Source organism: Pantoea sp. BR_17 (assembly GCF_041955125.1).
Lineage (GTDB): Bacteria > Pseudomonadota > Gammaproteobacteria > Enterobacterales > Enterobacteriaceae > Pantoea > Pantoea stewartii.
This window is the reverse complement of sequence record NZ_JAVAXT010000009.1, coordinates 200,981-219,848: the sequence shown is the minus strand read 5'-3', so window position 1 is coordinate 219,848 and position 18,868 is coordinate 200,981. Positions and strand designations below refer to the sequence as shown.

Here is an 18,868-nt window from a genome sequence, read left to right as displayed (position 1 = left end):
AAAACTCCGGGGAGTTCTCTGCTGAACACCGCGTTACGTAAGCCGTTGTGCCGTGTCAGTGGAGGCGCATTATAGGGCGTTCTTTCTGGGTGACAAGCATTAATTATAAAAAAATGACTGAGCGATTCATTTTTAAACGAACGGGGTAAAAAGCGACACATCCTGCGTAAATAACGCACGGAAATCACCACATATCGGTTGAAAGAGGCGTATTGTGCATTTCTGCCAATGCTATTCTTTTTATATTCTTTGCCGAAGACATTACGAAGGACGCTCAATGATTAAATCCGCGCGCAGTATGGCCGGTCTGCCATGGATTGCCGCTATGGCCTTCTTTATGCAGTCACTGGATGCCACGATACTCAATACCGCGCTGCCCGCGATCGCTACCAGCCTTGAACGTTCCCCGCTAGCCATGCAGTCCGCCGTTATCAGCTACACCTTAACTGTTGCCATGCTTATTCCGGTTAGTGGATGGCTTGCAGACCGCTTTGGCACACGCAAGATCTTTATTATTGCCGTTTCGCTGTTTACGCTGGGTTCACTTGCCTGTGCCTTATCGCCCTCCTTATCAATACTGGTCACATCGCGCGTTATTCAGGGCGTGGGTGGCGCGATGATGATGCCCGTCGCGCGGCTGGCACTTCTGCGTGCCTATCCCCGTAGTGAACTCTTACCTATTCTCAACTTTGTCACCATGCCGGGATTAGTCGGACCGATACTGGGGCCGTTGCTGGGGGGAATCATGGTGACCTATGCCACCTGGCACTGGATCTTCCTGATAAACATTCCGATAGGTCTGCTCGGCATCGTCTATGCACGTAAATTCATGCCTGACTTCACGACACCAAAGCGCCGCTTCGACTTTCTGGGATTTTTATTGTTCGGCATTGGATTAGTGATGATCTCTACCGGCATAGAGCTGTTTGGTGAGCGTATTGTCTCACCCTGGCTTGCGGCAGGCGTTCTGACTGGCGGCGTTGTCTTGTTGCTCCTCTATATAGCCCATGCCCGGCGTCATCCCTCGCCGTTGATCAATCTGCCCATGTTTAAAACACGCACATTCTCGGTAGGCATCATTGGTAACATCGCTTCGCGGCTGGGCACTGGTTGCGTGCCGTTTTTGATGCCGCTGATGCTTCAGGTAGGATTTGGCTATTCTGCGATTCTGGCTGGCTGCATGATGGCCCCCACAGCCATTGGCTCCATTCTGGCTAAACAAAGCGTGACGCAATTACTGCGCTGGTTTGGCTATCGCCGCCTGTTAGTCAGTATTACGATGATCATTGGCGTGATGATCGCCAGCTTCTCGCTGCAGTCACCTTCTGAGGATATTGCGTTCTTATTAATTCCACTCTTTCTGTTAGGTATGGCGATGTCCACCCAGTTTACGGCAATGAACACCATTACCCTGGCTGATTTGGATGACGACAATGCCAGTGGCGGCAACAGTGTACTCGCGGTGACACAGCAGCTCGCGATCAGCTTTGGGGTGGCCGTGAGTGCAGCTGTCCTGCGCTTTTATCAGGAATTTGATAGCACGACAGTAGAACAGTTCCATTCTACCTTCCTGACGATGGGCATCGTCACCGTCCTGTCAGCGCTGACGTTTACGATGCTGCGCAATGGCGACGGACGCAACCTGATTAAAAATCGCGATAAAAAGAAGAAAGCTTAAACCGATCCCCTCGGAACCAGTTCCGGCGTCAGTACCAGCGTCTGCTGGCTGACGTCGGGATTACTCAGACGATAAATCAACGTATCAATAGCCAGTTCACCCAGCTCATCTTTCGGTTGATGAATGGTGCTCAGCGGCGGCGACATATAGCGCGCCAGTTCCACGTCATCATATCCCATCACCGCCATATCCTGCGGAATCTGCAAGCCGGCCTGATGTAGTGCATGGTAAACCCCAACCGCCATCGCGTCGTTGCTGGTAAAAACGGCATGCGGTGGGGTATCCAGCGCCAACAGTTCGAACATGGCGTTATAACCGCCCGCAAACTCAAAGTCACCGCTCACGACATAGTCTGGCGGGACCTCCAGACCGTTTTTCTGCATTGCCTGATGAAAACCTTCAAGGCGCATGCGCGCCGGGGTTTTATCAAGCGGCCCGGAAATACAGGCGATTCGCGAATATCCGCTGTCAATCAGATGCTGTGTCGCCAGTTCACCCCCCAACAGCGCGTTATCCTGAATGATATCGCCCCGCCCTTCGAAAGGCGCCCAGTCCATCATCACCATAGGAATAGAAGGATAACGATTCAGGATTTCCGCCGACGGTAAATGACTTTCCGTGCACATAATCAGCAAACCATCGACCCGCTTTTGCAGCAAGGTTTCCAGGCTACGATTCATACGGTCTTCGTCCCCGGCGGTATTGCACAGAATCAGGCTGTATCCACGCTCATAACAGCTGTCTTCAACACCACGTACCACTTCGGCATAAAAGGGGTTACTGCTGGCGGTCAGTAGCATGCCGATCGTATGGGTTTGGTTAAGCTTGAGGCTACGAGCCAGTGCCGACGGCGCATAGTTCAGATCGCGAATCGCCTGTTCGATTTTTTCACGCACCCCATCGCTCACAAAACGATTCTTGTTGATGACGTGTGAAACCGTTGAGGTGGAGACGCCCGCCAGCCGGGCGACATCTTTCATCGTAGCCAAGCGCTTAACCCTGTTGCTGTAAAAAGTCGTCGATCTCGGCACGCCAGGGTACAGAGGGCTGTGCTCCCGAACGGGTTACCGCAATTGCCGCAGCAGCGTGCGCAAAGCGAACGGCATCCAGCATGGCCTTGCCTTCAAGACGTGCTGTGATAAAGGCGCCGTTAAACGTATCACCCGCCGCAATCGTATCTACGGCTTTCACGTCAAAACCCGCAACACGTTGCCCCTGGCCCTTTTCACTCAGCCAGACGCCACGGCGTCCCAGGGTGATCAAGACAGTGGGGATGCCTTTATTATGTAACGCAGCCGCCGCACGCGCAGCGTCCTCATCATTTCTGACGGCAATTCCTGTCAGGATTTCAGCCTCAGTCTCGTTTGGCGTAATCACGTCAACCAGCGCTAACAGACTGTCCGGCAGAGCCGTTGCTGGCGCAGGATTCAAAATGACCTGCGTCTGATGCTGTCGGGCAAGGGTTGCCGCCGCTACCACGCTGTCCAGTGGCGATTCAAGCTGCATCAGTAATGCGTCAGCCCCGGCGATAACCTGCTGGTGACGCGCGACGTAGGCTGGCGTTAACGCGGCATTCGCACCGGAATAGATGCCTATATTATTTTCGCCTTCGCCATTGACGAAGATCATCGCAACGCCCGTCGATTCACCCTCAATGACCTCTACCGGCTGGGTATCAATCTTATCCTGCGCGAGTTGCTGACAGACACGTTCACCAATGTCATCGGCACCGACACAAGCAATAAAGGCAATATCAGCGCCCGCACGGCCGGCAGCAACAGCCTGATTGGCGCCTTTACCACCAAACGCAATCTGATATTTCTGCCCGATCACCGTTTCGCCGGGACGGGGAAAGTGTGCCAGATTAAGGATATGGTCAGCATTGATGCTGCCGAGAACGGCCAGTTTTGCGTGTTTGCTCATTGGGAGAGTCCGAAATAAGTGCGCCACCGATGGGTGGCGCAGTGCCCTGCTTTTCTTTGATTTATTTAGTAACCAGTTTCAAATCAACTGGATAAACTGCCTGCACTTTTTCGCCTTTCAGCACTTTATCAGCAGTCTGAACGCCGATCATGCCAATTTTCTCTGGCATCTGAGCAACGGTCGCCGCCAGCTTACCGCCTTCAACGGCTTTCACACCATCTGGCGTGCCGTCAAAGCCCACCACCAGCACATCGGTCTTGCCAGCAGTCTGCAGTGCACGCAGGGCACCCAGTGCCATTTCGTCGTTCTGGGCAAATACCGCCTGCACATCTGGATGCGCCTGCAACAGGTTCTGCATCACGTTCAGGCCCTTAGTACGGTCAAAGTCAGCAGGCTGGCTGGCCAGAACCTTGAACTTGTGTGCATCAACGGCTTTCTGGAAGCCTTCGCCACGTTCACGGGCTGCTGAAGTTCCCGCGATCCCTTCTAATTCGATGATTTTCGCGCCATCACCCAGTTTACGGGCAATAAAGTCACCTGCCATTTTTCCGCCGAAGCGGTTATCAGATGCAACATGGCTTACCACGGTACCCTGAGCCGCCACGCGATCCAGCGTGATAACAGGGATTTTTGCCTGGTTAGCCAGCTTGATGGCATTGCCTACAGAGTCAGAATCGGTTGGGTTGATCAGCAGTGCTTTGGTGCCGCGAACCGTCAGATCCTGCACGTTAGCCAGTTCTTTCGCAGGGTTGTTCTGTGAATCCAGCACGACCAGGTTGTAACCCAGTTTGTCCGCTTCTTTTTGCGCGCCGTCTTTCAGGGACACAAAGAACGGGTTATTCAGCGTAGAGATAACAAGGGCAATGGTATCTTTCGCCATTGCGCTGGCGCTGATGGTTGCGCCAAGAATGACAGCGAGTGCAGTTAACTTTTTCATCATTTTATCCTGTATAAGAGTCTGAGTTATTTGCTGCTTTTATTATCCACCAGCACCGCCAGCAGAATAACGACTGCTTTGACGATCATCTGGTAGTAGGAAGATACACCCATCAGATTTAATCCATTGTTTAAAAAGCCAAGGATTAATGCGCCAATTAAGGTGCCAACGACGCGGCCTTTACCGCCTGCCAGACTCGTTCCGCCCAGCACGACAGCCGCGATAGCGTCCAGTTCATAGCCTGTACCCGCTGTTGGCTGGGCAGAAGACAGACGCGCCACTTCAATCGATCCCGCCAGCGCGGCCAGCATGCCAGACAATGAGTAAACAATAACTTTCACACGGTTAACGTTGATGCCGGAGAGACGCGTGGCCGCCTCATTACCGCCCAACGCATAAATATAGCGACCCAGGCGCGTGTGATGCAGCATGTACCAGGCGGCGACAAACACCAGCGCCATCAGCCAGACCGGGGTTGGAATACCCAGCGGACGACCAATACCAATCCAGCCAAACAGATCGGCATTATCGTTAAAACCGGTATTGACCGGACTGCCGTTGGTATAAACCATGGTGACGCCGCGCAGCAGTAACATCATGACCAGCGTAGCGATAAACGCCTGCACCTTGCCCCGCGCCACGATGGTTCCCGTGACCGCACCTATCGCCGCGCCCAGCACCAGGGAGGCTGCAACGGCAACAAAGGCATTCACCTCCATGCCTACCAGCGAGGCGGCCACCGCGCCCGTCAGCGCCAGCAGCGAGCCGACGGAAAGATCGATGCCGGACGTTAAAATGACCAGGGTCATTCCCACAGCCATGATGGCATTGACCGATGTCTGCTGAAGAATGTTGAACAGGTTGGCCACAGTAAAGAAATTCGGGCTCTGGCTCGCCACCACAGCAATCAACACAATCAGCGCAATCAGCGATTTTTGCTCAAGTAGCCAGGCTTTGCTGAACCAGCGACGGTTAGATGGAACGGTTTGGGTGGTCATACAACTAAATCCTCACTGTGTTGCTTACCGACGGCTGCTGCCATCAGGCTTTCCTGGGTAGCTTCTTCACGGCTAAATTCGCCGCTTAAACGGCCTTCATGCATCACGACAATACGGTCACTCATGCCCAGCACCTCTGGCATTTCTGACGACACCAGGATGATGCTCAGCCCTTCAGCTTTGAACTGATTAATCAGCTGATAGATCTCTTTTTTGGCCCCGACGTCCACGCCGCGCGTCGGTTCGTCAAGAATCAACACGTTAGGGCGCGTCATCAATCCACGGGCTATCGCCACCTTCTGCTGATTCCCGCCCGATAACAGGCCAATCGGCTGCTCCATCGACGGCGTTTTCACGTTAAATAAGCGAATGAAATCTTTTACAGCGAGCTGCTCTTCCGCATGGCGCAGTCTGCCAGCCGGGTGACTGAAATAGCGTAAGGCGGTAAGCGACATGTTTTCTTTGACTGACATGCCTAACACCAGGCCATCGCGCTTGCGATCTTCGGAGATATAAACGATGCCGTTAGCCAGGCCATCCTGAGGAGAACGGATCACGACTTCACGTCCACTCAGCCAGACCTGCCCCCCGGTACGGGGCAAGGCACCATACAAAATTTTCATTAACTCTGTCCGGCCTGCGCCCATCAGGCCCGATACGCCGAGAATTTCGCCTTTACGTAAGGTGAAGCTGACGTCATCCACGCCAGGGCCGCTGAGGTTCTGAACCTTAAGACGAATTTCGCCGGGCGCCTCATCCAGATGGGGATACTGATCTTCTAATTTGCGTCCCACCATCATTTCGATCAGGCTCTCTTCGCTCATCTCGGCGACCGGACGCTCTGCAATAAATTGCCCGTCACGGAAGACCGTCACGTCATCACAAATCTCAAAAATTTCTTTCATGCGATGAGAGATATAAACGATGCCGCATCCTTGCGCCTTCAGTTCATTGATCACCCGGAACAAGGACAATGTTTCGGTATCCGTCAGCGCATCCGTGGGCTCATCCATAATGATGACTTTCGATTCAAAGCTCAGAACCTTGGCAATTTCGACCATTTGTTGATCGCCGATGGATAAATCGCCCACCAGCTTGTGACTGCTAAAACGCAGATTCAGGCGTTTCAGGAGCGCATCCGCCTCGGCATACATCCGCTTCCAGTTAATGCGACCAAAGCCATTAACGAATTCACGCCCAAGAAAGATGTTTTCTGCCACAGTCAACTGCGGGATCAGGTTGAGCTCCTGATGGATAATGCCGATACCGGCTTCCTGCGAGGCTTTCGGTCCACTGAAGGTGGTTTCTTCGCCCAGCCACTGCAGTGATCCGGCATCACGGGTATAAATCCCGGTCAGCACCTTCATCATGGTGGACTTGCCGGCGCCATTCTCACCGACTAATGCCATAACGCGCCCTGCCCAGACGGACAGCGACGCGCCATTTAATGCTTTCACGCCCGGAAACGCTTTTTCGATGCCTTTGAGCTGCAGTAACGGTTGCATAACGGCCTCAGAAGGTCACACCGGCACTCAGGATGACATTCGCATACGGAGAGCACTCTCCGCTGCGAATGACCGCCTGGCTACGTTGTGTTTGTTGTTTAAACTGTTCATGACTGATGTAGCGGATGGTAATGCGATTTCCCTGGTGCTGTTGCAATGCGTCGAGCACGGCGATCAGTTCGCTATGGAGCTGCGGATTGTGTTGCTTAATTTCTTCCGCGATAAAGGCGCTTTCCACCTGCATCTCATGCGTTACCGCTTCCACCACCTGCATGAAGCCTGGCGTACCCGGTATCAGTGCCAGATCGATACGCTGCGTTTCTGCCGGAATGGGCAACCCCGCATCAGCGATCGTCAACGTATCTGTATGGCCCAGGCGGGCGATAACGTAAGAGAGTTCAGCGTTTAACAGGCGACCTTTTTTCATTTTTCCACTCCAGAGCGAAACGTTTCGCTTTCTGGAGTGTATAAAAAGAAGGTTACAATTCAACCACTGGAGAAGAAATTTGTGATCGCTATCGAAACGTTTCGATATTGCCGGAGGGAATTTGAGTTAGGTACTGTTCTGAAAGGAAAACCGGACCGTCAATACGGTCCGGTCACGGGTGATTAAGGGAGCTTCTTAACCTGTTTCACATCCAGTTCAATGCTGTTGAAATCTTTATCCAGTTCACCTGTCAGCTCAACCCGATCTTTCGGCGAAACCGTGACGCCATTCCAGCGCTTATGGTCGATCTCGACCGTCATTGTGCCGCTTTCATCGCGGAACAAATAATCTTCGTTACCCGTTTGTTTTTCAAGCTGACCCCTTACGGTAATCCAGCTGTCATCTTTCATCGCTTCAGCCTGCTTCACCGTCACGACGCTGGTGTGATCGGCGTGAAAACCACCCTGCTGCGTGTGTGCTGCCGGTGCAGGCGCATTCGGGTCAACAAAACCGCCTTGTTGTGCCGCCAGTACAGGCGCAGACGCTAACAGTGTTACAGCGATAAGTGCAGCATACTTTTTCATTTCGTCACCTCTTGTCTGTGAATCCGTTCTTTCAGTGAAAGCAGTAAACCACACAGTTATTAACAGGATCTTAAGGGGAAAATATCCTCTTTTTTTTAGCCAGACTCGCTGTACAACCGCCATTTCGCTTCGTATAAATCGCTTATTAAAAGGGAGAGACGATGCGCATTTTACTGATTGAGGACGATCGCCTGATCGGCGACGGCATTAAGGCTGGACTCAGCAAGCTGGGGTTTAGCGTCGACTGGTTTGTCTCAGGCGAGGCCGGATTTCAGGCCCTGAATGCCGCCCCGTGGGATGCGGTTGTGCTTGATTTGTCCCTGCCGGAGCGTGACGGGCTGGACATTCTGCGTCAGTGGCGTCAGCAGGGCTACGATGTCCCGGTACTCATTCTGACGGCGCGCGATGCACTCGACCAACGGGTTGAAGGATTACAGATGGGCGCGGACGATTATCTGTGCAAACCCTTTGCGCTGACCGAAGTCGCCGCGCGTTTACAGGCACTGATTCGACGACGCCACGGGCAACTGCAACCCGAACTGCGTCACGGCGATGTCGTATTGATCCCCGGTAACCTCAGCGTGGTACAAAACGGGGCCAGCGTTGAACTAAAAAGCCGCGAGATGGCGCTGCTGGAACTGTTTATGCGTAACCCGGGGCGCGTGCTGACGCGCAGCCAGTTAGAAGAAAAACTTTACACCTGGGATACCGAGGTTTCGAGTAATGCGGTGGAGGTGCATATTCATCATCTGCGCAGGAAATTAGGCCAACGCTTTATTCGCACGATTCACGGCGTGGGCTATACGCTGGGGGAAAGCGAATGCGATCGATGAGCTTATTCCTGCGTCTGGGCATTGGCCTGATGTTGATACTCGGCATCTGCTGGGGAGCGGCCACGCTGAGCGCTCGCTACCAGACGCGCGAAACGATCAATGAGCTGTTTGATACGCAGCAACTGTTACTTGCAAAGCGCCTGCTGACGCTGAATTTCACCTCAGTGAACGAAACCTCGCTTCCCAGGAGTAAAAAAATACTGCCCCATAACCGGGGCGAACAGGATGATGATGCGCTGGCCTTTGCCGTCTTTACGCGTGATGGAAAACCGGTCCTCAACGATGGCGATAACGGCAAAGATCTTCTCTTTAATGCCGATCATCAGGGCTTTCTGAATGGTCAGCTCAGGGACGATGACGATCCCTGGCGGTTAGTCTGGCTGACCACGCCCGATCAACGCTACCGCGTAGTGGTGGGTCAGGAATGGGAATACCGGGATGACATGGCCAACGATATCGTGAAGACCAGCACGCTGCCCTGGCTGATTTCACTCCCCTTTATGCTGCTGATGTTAACGGGCCTGGTCTGGTATGAACTCCGCCCGCTAAAAAAGCTCAGCCAGCAACTGGCTCAACGCGCACCTGATGATGATGCGCCTTTACAGGCTGACCGCGTGCCGAAAGAGGTGCGCCCGGTCATTGACGCGCTGAATGGGCTGTTTGGTCGAATTCATACGATGGTGCAGCGGGAACGCCGCTTCACGTCCGATGCGGCGCACGAATTACGCAGTCCGCTGGCGGCCCTGCAGGTACAAAGCGAGGTCATCCAACTGGCCGCCGATGACGAGGCAATGCGCACGCATGCACTTCAGCAGTTGGATGCGGGCATTGTCTGGGCGACACGTCTGGTGGATCAGTTACTGACGCTGTCGCGTATTGAAGCAGAGGATGCCCGTAACGCGTTCCAGCCCGTCATGCTGAAGAAAGTGGCGCAGGAAACCCTGGCCTCACAGTTGCCGCTGGCAGAGAAAAGTGATATCCGGTTGCGCTTCAATGCTGAAGCCGATCCGGTCATTTCGGGACATCCCTTGCTGCTGTCTTTGCTGATAAGGAATCTGCTTGATAACGCCATTCGTTATACACCGCCAGGCAGCAACGTGGATCTGATTCTTCAGTCTGGAAGATTGCGAGTGGAAGATAACGGCAACCGTTTATCACCCGACGCGCTACAACGACTGGGTGAGCGTTTCTGGCGTCCGCCAGGGCAGGAGAAAAGCGGCAGTGGATTAGGTTTATCCATTGTGCGCAATATTGCCCAGTTACATGGCATGACGCTGCACTTCAGTCAGCTTCCGGAAGGCGGGCTGTGCGTCAGCCTGAGCTGGTAAAAAAAGCGCCTGACAGGCAGGCGCACGCTGTTAAATCTCGACCTGGGTACCCAGTTCAATCACCCGGTTAGGCGGAATCTCAAACTGATCGGGCGCCCGTAGCGCATTGCGCTGTAGCGTCATGAACAGCTTGCCGCGCAGTCGCAGATACCATGGCCGTTTGCCGATAATCAGCGACTCATGAGACATAAAGAATGAGGTCTCCATCATGCGGCAGTTCAGTCCCTCCAGCCCACAACGATGGAAAATCTCCTCTACGTTTGGCGTTTCACGCCAGCCGTAACTGGCTACCACACGCCAGAAGGTCGGCGACAACTGTTCGATAGTCACGCGTCTGACGTTATGCACATAGGGCGCGTCTTCTGTGCGCAGTGTTAATAACACCACGCGTTCGTGCAGCACCTTATTGTGCTTAAGGTTATGCAGCATGGCAAAAGGGATCACATTTAGTGCGCGTGACATATAAACCGCCGTTCCGGGCACGCGCACAGGCGGCGATTTTTCCAGAGAAGCAATCATTGCCTCCAGAGAGTTGCCGTGTTCATGCATACGACGCAGCAAACGGAAGCGTTCACTCTTCCATGTCGTCATCACGATAAACATCATCAATGCCAGAGTCAGCGGCAGCCAGCCACCGGAGAAAATCTTGATCAGGTTGGCCGAGAACAGGGATACGTCAATGCACAGCATGGCAATCAAAATCAGTCCAACCAGATAGCGATTCCAGTGCCAGTTCATTATCGCGACGGTCGCGCAAAGCACAGAGGTCAGCACCATTGTGCCCGTGACCGCAATCCCGTATGCCGCAGCGAGATTACTCGAATGCTCAAAACCAATAATCACAATTACCACAGAGAAATAGAGCAGCCAGTTAATGATTGGGATATAGATCTGGCCTGACTCTTTTTCTGAGGTATGAACAATGCGCATGGGCGGCAGATAGCCGAGACGCACGGCCTGGCGGGTTAACGAGAATACGCCGGAAATAACCGCCTGCGAGGCGATGACGGTGGCTAACGTTGCCAGAATCAACATGGGGACAAGCGCCCAGTCGGGTGCCAGCAGGAAAAACGGGTTTTTGATCGCTTCCGGGTGTTTCAGCAACAGCGCGCCCTGACCAAAATAGTTGAGCACCAGCGACGGCAGCACCACCACAAACCACGCCAGGCGAATAGGAAACTTACCGAAGTGCCCCATGTCTGCATACAGCGCTTCAACGCCCGTAATCGCCAGCACAACGGCGCCAAGCGCAAAGAAGGACACCGATTTATATTCCACAAAGAAGTGCAGCGCCCAGTAAGGATTCAGCGCCTGGAGTACCTCAGGATTGTTGGCAATGCTTCGTGCGCCCAGTATTGCCAGCACGATAAACCACAGCAGCATGACCGGCGCAAACAGTTTACCGACAATCCCTGTACCGTGTTTCTGGATAATAAACAGCAGCGTAAGCACGGTGATTGCCAGCGGAACAATATAGCTGTCCAGGTTGGGCGCGGCGATTTCCAGCCCTTCAATCGCTGACAGCACGGAGACGGCTGGCGTAATCACCACTTCGCCATAGAAGAAGCTGCCGCCAATCAGTCCCATAATTACCAGCGTTGCCGTTATGCGCCCGCCCGTATGTCGGCCCGCCAACGACATCAGCGTCAGAATACCGCCTTCTCCGGCATTATCAGCACGCATAACGTAGCTGATGTATTTCAACGAGACCACCAGCACCAGCAGCCAGAAAATCAGCGAAAGAAAGCCAAAGACGGCATCCCGTTCAACGCCAAAACCAAACTGTCCCGAAAGACATTCGCGTAAGGTATAAAGCGGGCTGGTACCGATATCGCCATAGACGACCCCAATAGCCGCCAGCGTTAATCCGCCTAGTGAGTGCTTATTATCAGAGCTCATAAAATGATCTTTTGTTAGATTCTGAGAGGCGCTCAAGCCATCAAAAAGCGCACAGTATGCACGTATTCACGAAAATTTATACTCCGCCGTCAGGGTTACAGGCGGTCATCCCCTGATTTCTTGCGTTCTTATTAACATTAAAAGCCGCGCTATCGAACCTTCTGAAACAAAAAAGCTGACATCGATTAACGCTTTCGCGCATCATACCCTATAGAGTATTGCGTTCGCTAAAACGCTGCGGCTCGACGATCGTAAGGACATAGATGTGATTATGGCTCAACCCCATCTTTTGGCAGAAAGAATTTCTCGTCTCAGCAATGCGTTAGAAAAAGGTTTGTATGAGCGACATCATGCCATTCGCCTTTGTTTGCTGGCCGCACTTAGCGGCGAAAGCGTTTTTTTACTTGGCCCGCCAGGTATTGCAAAAAGCCTGATTGCCCGCCGACTGAAATGCGCCTTTCAACATGCCCGTGCCTTTGAATATTTGATGACCCGCTTCTCCACACCGGAAGAAGTCTTTGGTCCCCTTTCCATCCAGGCATTGAAAGATGAAGGCCGTTATCAGAGGCTGACCAAAGGTTATTTACCGGACGCTGAAATCGTTTTTCTGGATGAGATCTGGAAAGCCGGCCCGGCCATCCTGAATACGCTGCTCACCGCCATCAACGAACGCCGCTTTCGTAATGGCGATAGCGAAGAAAAAATTCCGATGCGCCTGCTGGTCACCGCCTCGAATGAGTTACCGGAAGCCGACAGCGGACTGGAAGCCCTGTATGACCGTATGTTGATCCGCCTGTGGCTGGACAACGTGCATGAAAAACAAAACTTCCGCAGCATGCTGACCCACCAGCAGGATGAAAATGACAATCCGGTAGCCGAGTCGCTGCGCATCAGTGACGAAGAATATGTGCAATGGCAGCAAGGCATCAGTCAGGTTGCGTTGCCGGATAATGTCTTTGAACTGATATACCAGCTACGTCAGCACCTGGAGAAGCTACCAGAGGCACCCTACATTTCCGATCGCCGCTGGAAAAAAGCCATTCACCTGTTGCAGGCCAGCGCTTTTTACAGTGGCCGCAATGCGATAGCGCCCCTCGATCTGATCCTGCTTAAGGACTGCCTGTGGCACGACATCGCGTCGATGAAAATTCTGGACAGTGAAATCGATCAGTTGATGACGCAGCACGCCTGGCAACAGCAAACGATACTGCTGAAACTCCAGCAGCTCAAAGCGCGCCGGCTGGCGTTGCAACAGCAGCAAAGCGTCGCTGCCGCGATCACGCTGGAAAAGCACAGCGGTATGTTTAGCCGTAAACCCCATTACGATTTGCCCGAAAGCTTTACCGAGGCACAGTTAACCCTGATGTTGCAGAAACCCCTGGTGCTGCACGACATGCAGGTGACGCATTTGGTGATCGAGCGCGAAGCGCTGGATCACTGGCTGCAAAAAGGTGGTGATGTGCGCGGTAAATTAAATGGCATCGGTTTTGCGCAGACGCTGGATTTGCTGGTGGATGCGCAGCACTGCCTGGCGATACGCGACGTCAGTTTGCAAACCGCCAGGCTGACATTGCCGGGTGCCAGCAGCGCCGATGCCTTGCCGCAGGAAATCAGCGACGCGCTGGATGAACTTGACGGCCAGTTGCGTCAACAGCGTCACCTTTTCAGCCAGCAGCAACGTTGCCTGTTTATCAGCGATGACTGGCTGGCACGCGTCGAAACCAGCCTGCAGGATGTGGCGGAACAGCTCAAACAGGCGCGTAAATGATCTCACTGGAGACGCTGAGTACATTGCTGTCAATCGGCGAAACGGACCTGATTGAAGAGCTTATTCTGGCCTTACTCGCGTCTCCACAGCTGGCGCTGTTCTTTGAAAAATTCCCCGGTATGAAGAAGGCGCTGCTACGTGACGTCCCTCGCTGGAAAGCCGAGATTGACGCCGAACTCAAAGCCACGCCCGTTCCCGACATGCTGGCGGAAGAATTTCAGCTGTTTCAGCGTATTCAGTTACTCAGCGATCGTGAATTTAGCCAGCAACTTGATGAAACGCTTGCTCACCTCGAACGCCTGACGTCCCCTTTCTTAGAGGAAGCTCGACGGCTGCTGCTGCATAACGATCCCGGTAATCTCAGCACCGCACAACATACCTTATTCCTGCAACGCTGGCGGCTCAGCCTCACACTGCAAACGCTCACGCTGAATGAACAACTCCTTGAGCAGCAGCGTGAACGTCTGATGGCAGAGTTGCAGCAACGTATGGCACTGAGCGGGCAGCTGGCGCCGGTACTGGCGGATGATGACGAAGCCGCAGCCGGACGCTTGTGGGATATGGGCAAAGCCCCGCTCCAGCACGGCGATTACCAGTTGATGCTGCAATATGGGGATTTTCTTGCGCAGCAGCCTGAATTAATGAAGCTGGCTCAGCAACTGGGCCGCAGCCGGGAAGCAAAGTCGGTGCCTTCACAGGATGCCCCGCTGGAAACATTCCATCATCTGGTACGCGAACCGGATGCCGTGCCGGAAGAAGTCAGCGGTATTCATCAGAGCGATGATGTGCTGCGTTTATTACCGCCCGAGCTTGCGGCATTAAGCGTCAGTGAACTGGAACTTGAGTTTTACCGACGCCTAGTAGAGAAGCGATTACTTACTTACAAACTTCAGGGTGACGCCTGGCACGAAAAGATCACTCAGCGTCCGGTCAGCCACCAGCAGCATGAAGAACAGCCACGTGGCCCCTTTATCGTTTGTGTCGATACGTCCGGCTCGATGGGCGGTTTCAATGAGCGATGTGCAAAAGCCTTTTGCCTGGCCCTTCTCAAGATTGCGCTGGCCGATCGGCGGCGCTGTTACATCATGTTATTCGCGCATGACGTAATTGGTTACGAATTAACGGGCGATGACGGACTGGAGCAGGCCATTCGTTTTCTCAGCCAGCGTTTTCGCGGTGGCACCGACCTGGCAGCCTGCCTTTCCGCCGTCATTGCCCGCATGGAAGGGCCGCAATGGCAGGATGCGGATGCCGTCATCGTGTCTGATTTTATCGCGCAACGCCTGCCAGATGAGGTTGTGCGCAGCGTTAAACATCGCCAGCAACAGCAGCAGCAACGCTTTCACGCTGTCGCCATGTCTGCGCACGGAAAACCCGGCATCATGCGTATCTTTGACCATATCTGGCGTTTTGATACCGGCATAAAAAGCCGTTTATTGCGTCACTGGCGCCGTTAAGCCCTACGGCAGAAATTCCATTTTGCTTTATAGTAAATATCTGCAATTACTTATTCAGCAATCTGGAGTGCCCTGTGAACGCTGTTCAACACCATCATGATTTGCCAGCCCCAACCCGAACATTGCTGCTCTCTGGCCAAAACGTCGAACAAAAACGTGCCGAGCTCCTGGCTTATTTCAACCAGACCTGGGCGCTGTACGAGGATCTGTTTACCTGCCTCAACGATCAACGCGCCTGGTTTACAAAAGCGATACCGCTGCGTCATCCGCTGATCTTCTATTTCGGCCACACCGCCACCTTTTATATAAACAAGCTCATGGCAGGCCGCTACATCGACTCACGTATTGACGATCGCATCGAAGCGATGCTGGCAATAGGCGTCGATGAAATGAGCTGGGATGATCTTAATGACAGTCACTATGACTGGCCTTCAGTGGAAGCTGTACGCGATTATCGCGGCAGTGTGAAAGCACTGGTGACGCAGTTTATTGAAACGATGCCGCTGGAATTGCCTGTTAGCTGGGACAGTCCGGCCTGGGTTATTTTGATGGGCATTGAGCATGAACGTATTCATCTTGAAACATCCAGCGTACTGATTCGGCAGTTACCGGTTGAATGGGTAAAACCTCAACCACAATGGCCGGTCTGCAGCGAAGCGCGTCACGATCGCCAGTCCGTCCCGACAAACAGCCTGGTTTCTCAGCCAGGCGGACTGATTACGCTGGGTAAAACCGATGACACCTACGGCTGGGACAACGAATACGGCACGCAGCAGACCGAGCTGAAACCGTTTAAAGCCAGCAAAATGCTGGTCAGTAATGCCGAGTTTTATACCTTTATCGAAGCGGGCGGTTACCAGAACGATCGCTGGTGGGATGAAGAAGGGCTGGGCTGGCGTAAGTTTGCCAGGGCGACAATGCCGACCTTCTGGGTCGGCAACGCCGCGATGCCCGATCAGCTAAAACTGCGTTTGATGTGCGAAGAAGTGGCAATGCCATGGGACTGGCCTGCTGAGGTGAATCAGTTGGAAGCGGCCGCGTTTTGCCGCTGGAAAGCCGAGGAAACCGGAAAATCTGTGCAGTTGCCTTGCGAAGCAGAATGGTACCAGTTGCGTGAACAGGTTGAAGGCGACCAGCCAGACTGGGATCAGGCGCCGGGCAACATAAACCTGGCCTACTGGGCTTCATCCTGTCCTGTTGATCGCTTCCCACAGGGTGAGTTCTTTGACATCGTGGGGAACGTCTGGCAGTGGACGACTACGCCAACCAATGGCTTTGAGGGCTTCAAAGTTCATCCCCTTTACGATGATTTCTCGACACCTACCTTTGATGGTAAGCATTCACTTATTAAAGGTGGCAGTTGGATATCGACTGGCAATGAAGCCATTAAATCGTCACGTTATGCCTTCCGTCGCCACTTTTTCCAGCATGCCGGCTTCCGCTATGTCGTTTCTTCCCATCAGGAAACCATGGCGCTGAACCCTTATGAAACCGACAGCATGGTTTCACAATATCTCGATTTCCAATACGGCCCACGGTATTTCGGCGTTGATAACTATGCAGAAGCGCTGGTCACACTGGCGCTGCCGCACTGTAAGAACCGCGGAGAGGCACTGGATATCGGCTGCGCGACGGGCCGCGCGAGCTTTGAGCTGGCTCGTCACTTTGCGCATGTGACCGGCATGGATTACTCGGCACGCTTTATTGATGTCGCGTTACAGCTGACCACGGGTGAGGATTTCCGTTATGTCGTGCCGGAAGAAGGCGAGTTGGTTGAGTATCGTCAGGTAAGGCTTAAGGACTTTTCTGTTACCAGCGAACAGGCAAAGCGTATTCAGTTTATCCAGGGTGATGCCTGTAATATGAAACCCCAGCCTACACGTTACGATCTGGTCCTGGCATCAAATCTGATTGATCGCCTGCGCCAGCCGGCCCGGTTCCTTCATGATGTCACCCCCATGATCCGCTCGGGTGGCCTTCTGGTTCTGTCATCGCCATACACCTGGCTTGAAGAGTTTACGCCGAAGGAAAACTGGTTGGGCGGGGTAAGGGAAAATGGCGAAGCGCTGACGACCTTACAGGCGCTACAACGCCTGCTGGCGGCAGACTTTGAGCAAATCGGTTCGCCACAGGACGTGCCGTTTGTGATTCGTGAAACCGCCCGTAAGTTCCAGCACACGCTTGCCCAGGTCACGCTCTGGCGTAAGCGTTAACCCGTGGGCAGCGGCACGTGCCGCTGTCCGTTGGTTGCCAGGGCCGTTATTTTGCTGCACATTCTCCTCAGTTCATTGAAGAAAAACGATAACGAGGATGACAATGCCTGACCATCTGCAGCTGGATAATCTGGACCGGGGCATTCTGAATGCCCTGCTGGAAAATGCGCGAACCGCCTACGCCGAGCTGGCCAAACAGTTCAATGTCAGTCCGGGAACGATTCATGTACGCGTCGAAAAGATGAAGCAGGCGGGCATCATTCTGGGCACGCGGGTCGAGATCGACCCGCGTCAGCTGGGTTTTGATGTCTGCTGTTTTATCGGCATTATCCTGAAAAGCGCCCGTGATTACCCGGCAGCCCTCAGCAAGCTTGAAGCCTTGGATGAGGTCGTGGAAGCCTGGTACACCACCGGGCACTACAGTATTTTCATTAAAGTCATGTGTCGTTCTATCGATGCCCTGCAGCAGGTATTAATCAATAAGATCCAGACCATCGACGAAATCCAGTCCACTGAGACACTGATCTCACTGCAAAATCCAATTATGCGAACCATCAAGCCCTGATCTTTCCACTGGCTTGTGCACAATCTTATCCTTTGACGATCAGCCGTCTGACAACGGCTGTATCGGGTTTATCTAAACTAATAACCTTGTTTTCCACAGGTGGATCACTGCTTGATCACAGCGTACAATACCGGCTTCACCTCAGGAGAGCACGATGGCCGACATTACGTTAATCAGTGGCAGCACCTTAGGCAGCGCCGAATATGTTGCCGAACATCTCGAAGAAAAACTGCAGGAAGCGGGCTTCTCTACGCAGATGCTGCATGGCCCTGAGCTGGAAGAGGTGCCGCAGGAAGGCATCTGGCTGGTGGTAAGTTCAACCCACGGCGCCGGTGAGTTACCTGACAATCTGCAACCTTTTTATGATGCTATTAATGAAAGCCGTCCCGATCTGTCTGCCGTCCGTTTTGGGGCTGTTGGCATTGGCAATCATGAGTACGATCTGTTTTGTGGCGCCATCCGCAATATTGATGCTCTGCTGATTGCCTGCGGCGCGCAGCGTATCGGTGAACGACTGGAAATCGATATTCTCGAACATGAGATCCCTGAAGATCCGGCTGAAGAATGGGTGATGACCTGGAAATCCGCGATCTGAGCGGGTGTGGGATCGTGAAATAATGACGATCCCCAGCAGATAATATTGTTTTTCGTCGGATCCTGCTGTTTGTTTTGTGGATAACTACCCTGCTTTTCTGCGTATAACCGGTAGTTATCCAAAGAACAACCGTAGTTTACTTTCTGAGCTGTGGATAA

General features: G+C 53.2%; 16 protein-coding genes and 1 pseudogene. 8 read left to right on the top strand and 9 right to left on the bottom strand.

What is annotated here, in order from left to right; all coding sequences use genetic code 11:
- Positions 1 to 278, bottom strand: a pseudogene (locus tag RAC60_RS15455) (hypothetical protein); the annotation flags it as partial.
- Here RAC60_RS15455 and mdtD point away from each other — a divergent pair.
- The gene (gene mdtD / locus RAC60_RS15450; RefSeq protein ID WP_006121179.1) at positions 278 to 1,678 is read left to right on the top strand and encodes a multidrug transporter subunit MdtD; all 1,401 of its coding nucleotides are present in this window, start codon (positions 278 to 280) and stop codon (positions 1,676 to 1,678) included. The pseudogene RAC60_RS15455 and the gene mdtD overlap by 1 nt on opposite strands.
- Here the strand turns inward: mdtD and rbsR are convergent.
- The 7 genes from rbsR to RAC60_RS15415 form a co-directional block, all read right to left on the bottom strand.
- On the bottom strand, positions 1,675 to 2,658 hold the full coding sequence (gene rbsR, locus RAC60_RS15445; RefSeq protein WP_033737206.1) for a ribose operon transcriptional repressor RbsR: 984 nt from the start codon (positions 2,656 to 2,658) through the stop codon (positions 1,675 to 1,677). The genes mdtD and rbsR overlap by 4 nt on opposite strands.
- A 13-nt stretch (positions 2,659 to 2,671) precedes the next feature.
- Entirely contained in the window at positions 2,672 to 3,601 is a 930-nt protein-coding gene (gene rbsK / locus RAC60_RS15440; RefSeq protein WP_006121181.1) for a ribokinase, read from the bottom strand.
- Between the two features lie 61 nt (positions 3,602 to 3,662).
- Positions 3,663 to 4,538: a ribose ABC transporter substrate-binding protein RbsB gene (rbsB, locus tag RAC60_RS15435; protein ID WP_375093985.1), complete on the bottom strand. Its 876-nt coding sequence runs from the start codon at positions 4,536 to 4,538 to the stop codon at positions 3,663 to 3,665.
- A gap of 26 nt (positions 4,539 to 4,564) precedes the next feature.
- The gene (rbsC, locus tag RAC60_RS15430; RefSeq protein WP_006121183.1) at positions 4,565 to 5,536 is read right to left on the bottom strand and encodes a ribose ABC transporter permease; all 972 of its coding nucleotides are present in this window, start codon (positions 5,534 to 5,536) and stop codon (positions 4,565 to 4,567) included.
- On the bottom strand, positions 5,533 to 7,041 hold the full coding sequence (rbsA, locus tag RAC60_RS15425; RefSeq protein ID WP_033737209.1) for a ribose ABC transporter ATP-binding protein RbsA: 1,509 nt from the start codon (positions 7,039 to 7,041) through the stop codon (positions 5,533 to 5,535). Before rbsA ends, rbsC begins: the two co-directional genes overlap by 4 nt.
- Positions 7,042 to 7,048: 7 nt before the next feature.
- Positions 7,049 to 7,468 (bottom strand): D-ribose pyranase, encoded by a 420-nt coding sequence (gene rbsD, locus RAC60_RS15420; RefSeq protein ID WP_006121185.1) that lies wholly within the window; start codon positions 7,466 to 7,468, stop codon positions 7,049 to 7,051.
- A 182-nt stretch (positions 7,469 to 7,650) separates the two neighbouring features.
- Complete coding sequence (locus RAC60_RS15415; RefSeq protein WP_006121186.1) at positions 7,651 to 8,052, bottom strand: YgiW/YdeI family stress tolerance OB fold protein; 402 nt, start codon at positions 8,050 to 8,052, stop codon at positions 7,651 to 7,653.
- Positions 8,053 to 8,213: 161 nt separating this feature from the next.
- Between RAC60_RS15415 and qseB the strand changes: the two genes are divergently transcribed.
- Positions 8,214 to 8,885 (top strand): quorum sensing response regulator transcription factor QseB, encoded by a 672-nt coding sequence (qseB, locus tag RAC60_RS15410; RefSeq protein ID WP_006121187.1) that lies wholly within the window; start codon positions 8,214 to 8,216, stop codon positions 8,883 to 8,885.
- Entirely contained in the window at positions 8,873 to 10,213 is a 1,341-nt protein-coding gene (gene qseC, locus RAC60_RS15405; RefSeq protein WP_375093981.1) for a quorum sensing histidine kinase QseC, read from the top strand. Before qseB ends, qseC begins: the two co-directional genes overlap by 13 nt.
- A 30-nt stretch (positions 10,214 to 10,243) precedes the next feature.
- On the opposite strand, the gene kup is transcribed toward qseC, so the two are convergent.
- Positions 10,244 to 12,112 carry a low affinity potassium transporter Kup gene (gene kup / locus RAC60_RS15400; RefSeq protein WP_006121188.1) on the bottom strand — a complete coding sequence of 623 codons (1,869 nt, stop codon included), beginning with the start codon at positions 12,110 to 12,112 and terminating at the stop codon, positions 10,244 to 10,246.
- Between the two features lie 271 nt (positions 12,113 to 12,383).
- On the opposite strand from kup, the gene ravA reads away from it, so the two are divergent.
- The 5 genes from ravA to mioC all read left to right on the top strand — a co-directional run bounded on the left by ravA (position 12,384) and on the right by mioC (position 18,710).
- Complete coding sequence (ravA, locus tag RAC60_RS15395) at positions 12,384 to 13,880, top strand: ATPase RavA (RefSeq protein ID WP_039339253.1); 1,497 nt, start codon at positions 12,384 to 12,386, stop codon at positions 13,878 to 13,880.
- Positions 13,877 to 15,337, top strand: a complete 1,461-nt coding sequence (gene viaA / locus RAC60_RS15390; RefSeq protein WP_033737214.1) for an ATPase RavA stimulator ViaA — start codon at positions 13,877 to 13,879, stop codon at positions 15,335 to 15,337. The genes ravA and viaA overlap by 4 nt, the downstream gene beginning before the upstream one ends.
- Before the next feature lie 74 nt (positions 15,338 to 15,411).
- A complete protein-coding gene (gene ovoA / locus RAC60_RS15385; protein WP_058701550.1) occupies positions 15,412 to 17,550 on the top strand; it encodes a 5-histidylcysteine sulfoxide synthase in 2,139 nt (712 codons plus the stop codon).
- A 103-nt stretch (positions 17,551 to 17,653) separates the two neighbouring features.
- Positions 17,654 to 18,115 (top strand): transcriptional regulator AsnC, encoded by a 462-nt coding sequence (asnC, locus tag RAC60_RS15380; protein WP_006121192.1) that lies wholly within the window; start codon positions 17,654 to 17,656, stop codon positions 18,113 to 18,115.
- A 154-nt stretch (positions 18,116 to 18,269) separates the two neighbouring features.
- On the top strand, positions 18,270 to 18,710 hold the full coding sequence (mioC, locus tag RAC60_RS15375; protein ID WP_033737219.1) for an FMN-binding protein MioC: 441 nt from the start codon (positions 18,270 to 18,272) through the stop codon (positions 18,708 to 18,710).
- Positions 18,711 to 18,868 lie beyond the last annotated feature (158 nt).

Bases quoted from the DNA above. Each gene is read 5' to 3' on its own strand.
- mdtD (WP_006121179.1), top strand. From the start codon at position 278: ATGATTAAATCCGCGCGCAGTATGGCCGGTCTGCCATGGATTGCCGCT.
- rbsR (WP_033737206.1), bottom strand. From the start codon at position 2,658: ATGAAAGATGTCGCCCGGCTGGCGGGCGTCTCCACCTCAACGGTTTCA.
- rbsK (WP_006121181.1), bottom strand. From the start codon at position 3,601: ATGAGCAAACACGCAAAACTGGCCGTTCTCGGCAGCATCAATGCTGAC.
- rbsB (WP_375093985.1), bottom strand. From the start codon at position 4,538: ATGAAAAAGTTAACTGCACTCGCTGTCATTCTTGGCGCAACCATCAGC.
- rbsC (WP_006121183.1), bottom strand. From the start codon at position 5,536: ATGACCACCCAAACCGTTCCATCTAACCGTCGCTGGTTCAGCAAAGCC.
- rbsA (WP_033737209.1), bottom strand. From the start codon at position 7,041: ATGCAACCGTTACTGCAGCTCAAAGGCATCGAAAAAGCGTTTCCGGGC.
- rbsD (WP_006121185.1), bottom strand. From the start codon at position 7,468: ATGAAAAAAGGTCGCCTGTTAAACGCTGAACTCTCTTACGTTATCGCC.
- RAC60_RS15415 (WP_006121186.1), bottom strand. From the start codon at position 8,052: ATGAAAAAGTATGCTGCACTTATCGCTGTAACACTGTTAGCGTCTGCG.
- qseB (WP_006121187.1), top strand. From the start codon at position 8,214: ATGCGCATTTTACTGATTGAGGACGATCGCCTGATCGGCGACGGCATT.
- qseC (WP_375093981.1), top strand. From the start codon at position 8,873: ATGCGATCGATGAGCTTATTCCTGCGTCTGGGCATTGGCCTGATGTTG.
- kup (WP_006121188.1), bottom strand. From the start codon at position 12,112: ATGAGCTCTGATAATAAGCACTCACTAGGCGGATTAACGCTGGCGGCT.
- ravA (WP_039339253.1), top strand. From the start codon at position 12,384: ATGGCTCAACCCCATCTTTTGGCAGAAAGAATTTCTCGTCTCAGCAAT.
- viaA (WP_033737214.1), top strand. From the start codon at position 13,877: ATGATCTCACTGGAGACGCTGAGTACATTGCTGTCAATCGGCGAAACG.
- asnC (WP_006121192.1), top strand. From the start codon at position 17,654: ATGCCTGACCATCTGCAGCTGGATAATCTGGACCGGGGCATTCTGAAT.
- mioC (WP_033737219.1), top strand. From the start codon at position 18,270: ATGGCCGACATTACGTTAATCAGTGGCAGCACCTTAGGCAGCGCCGAA.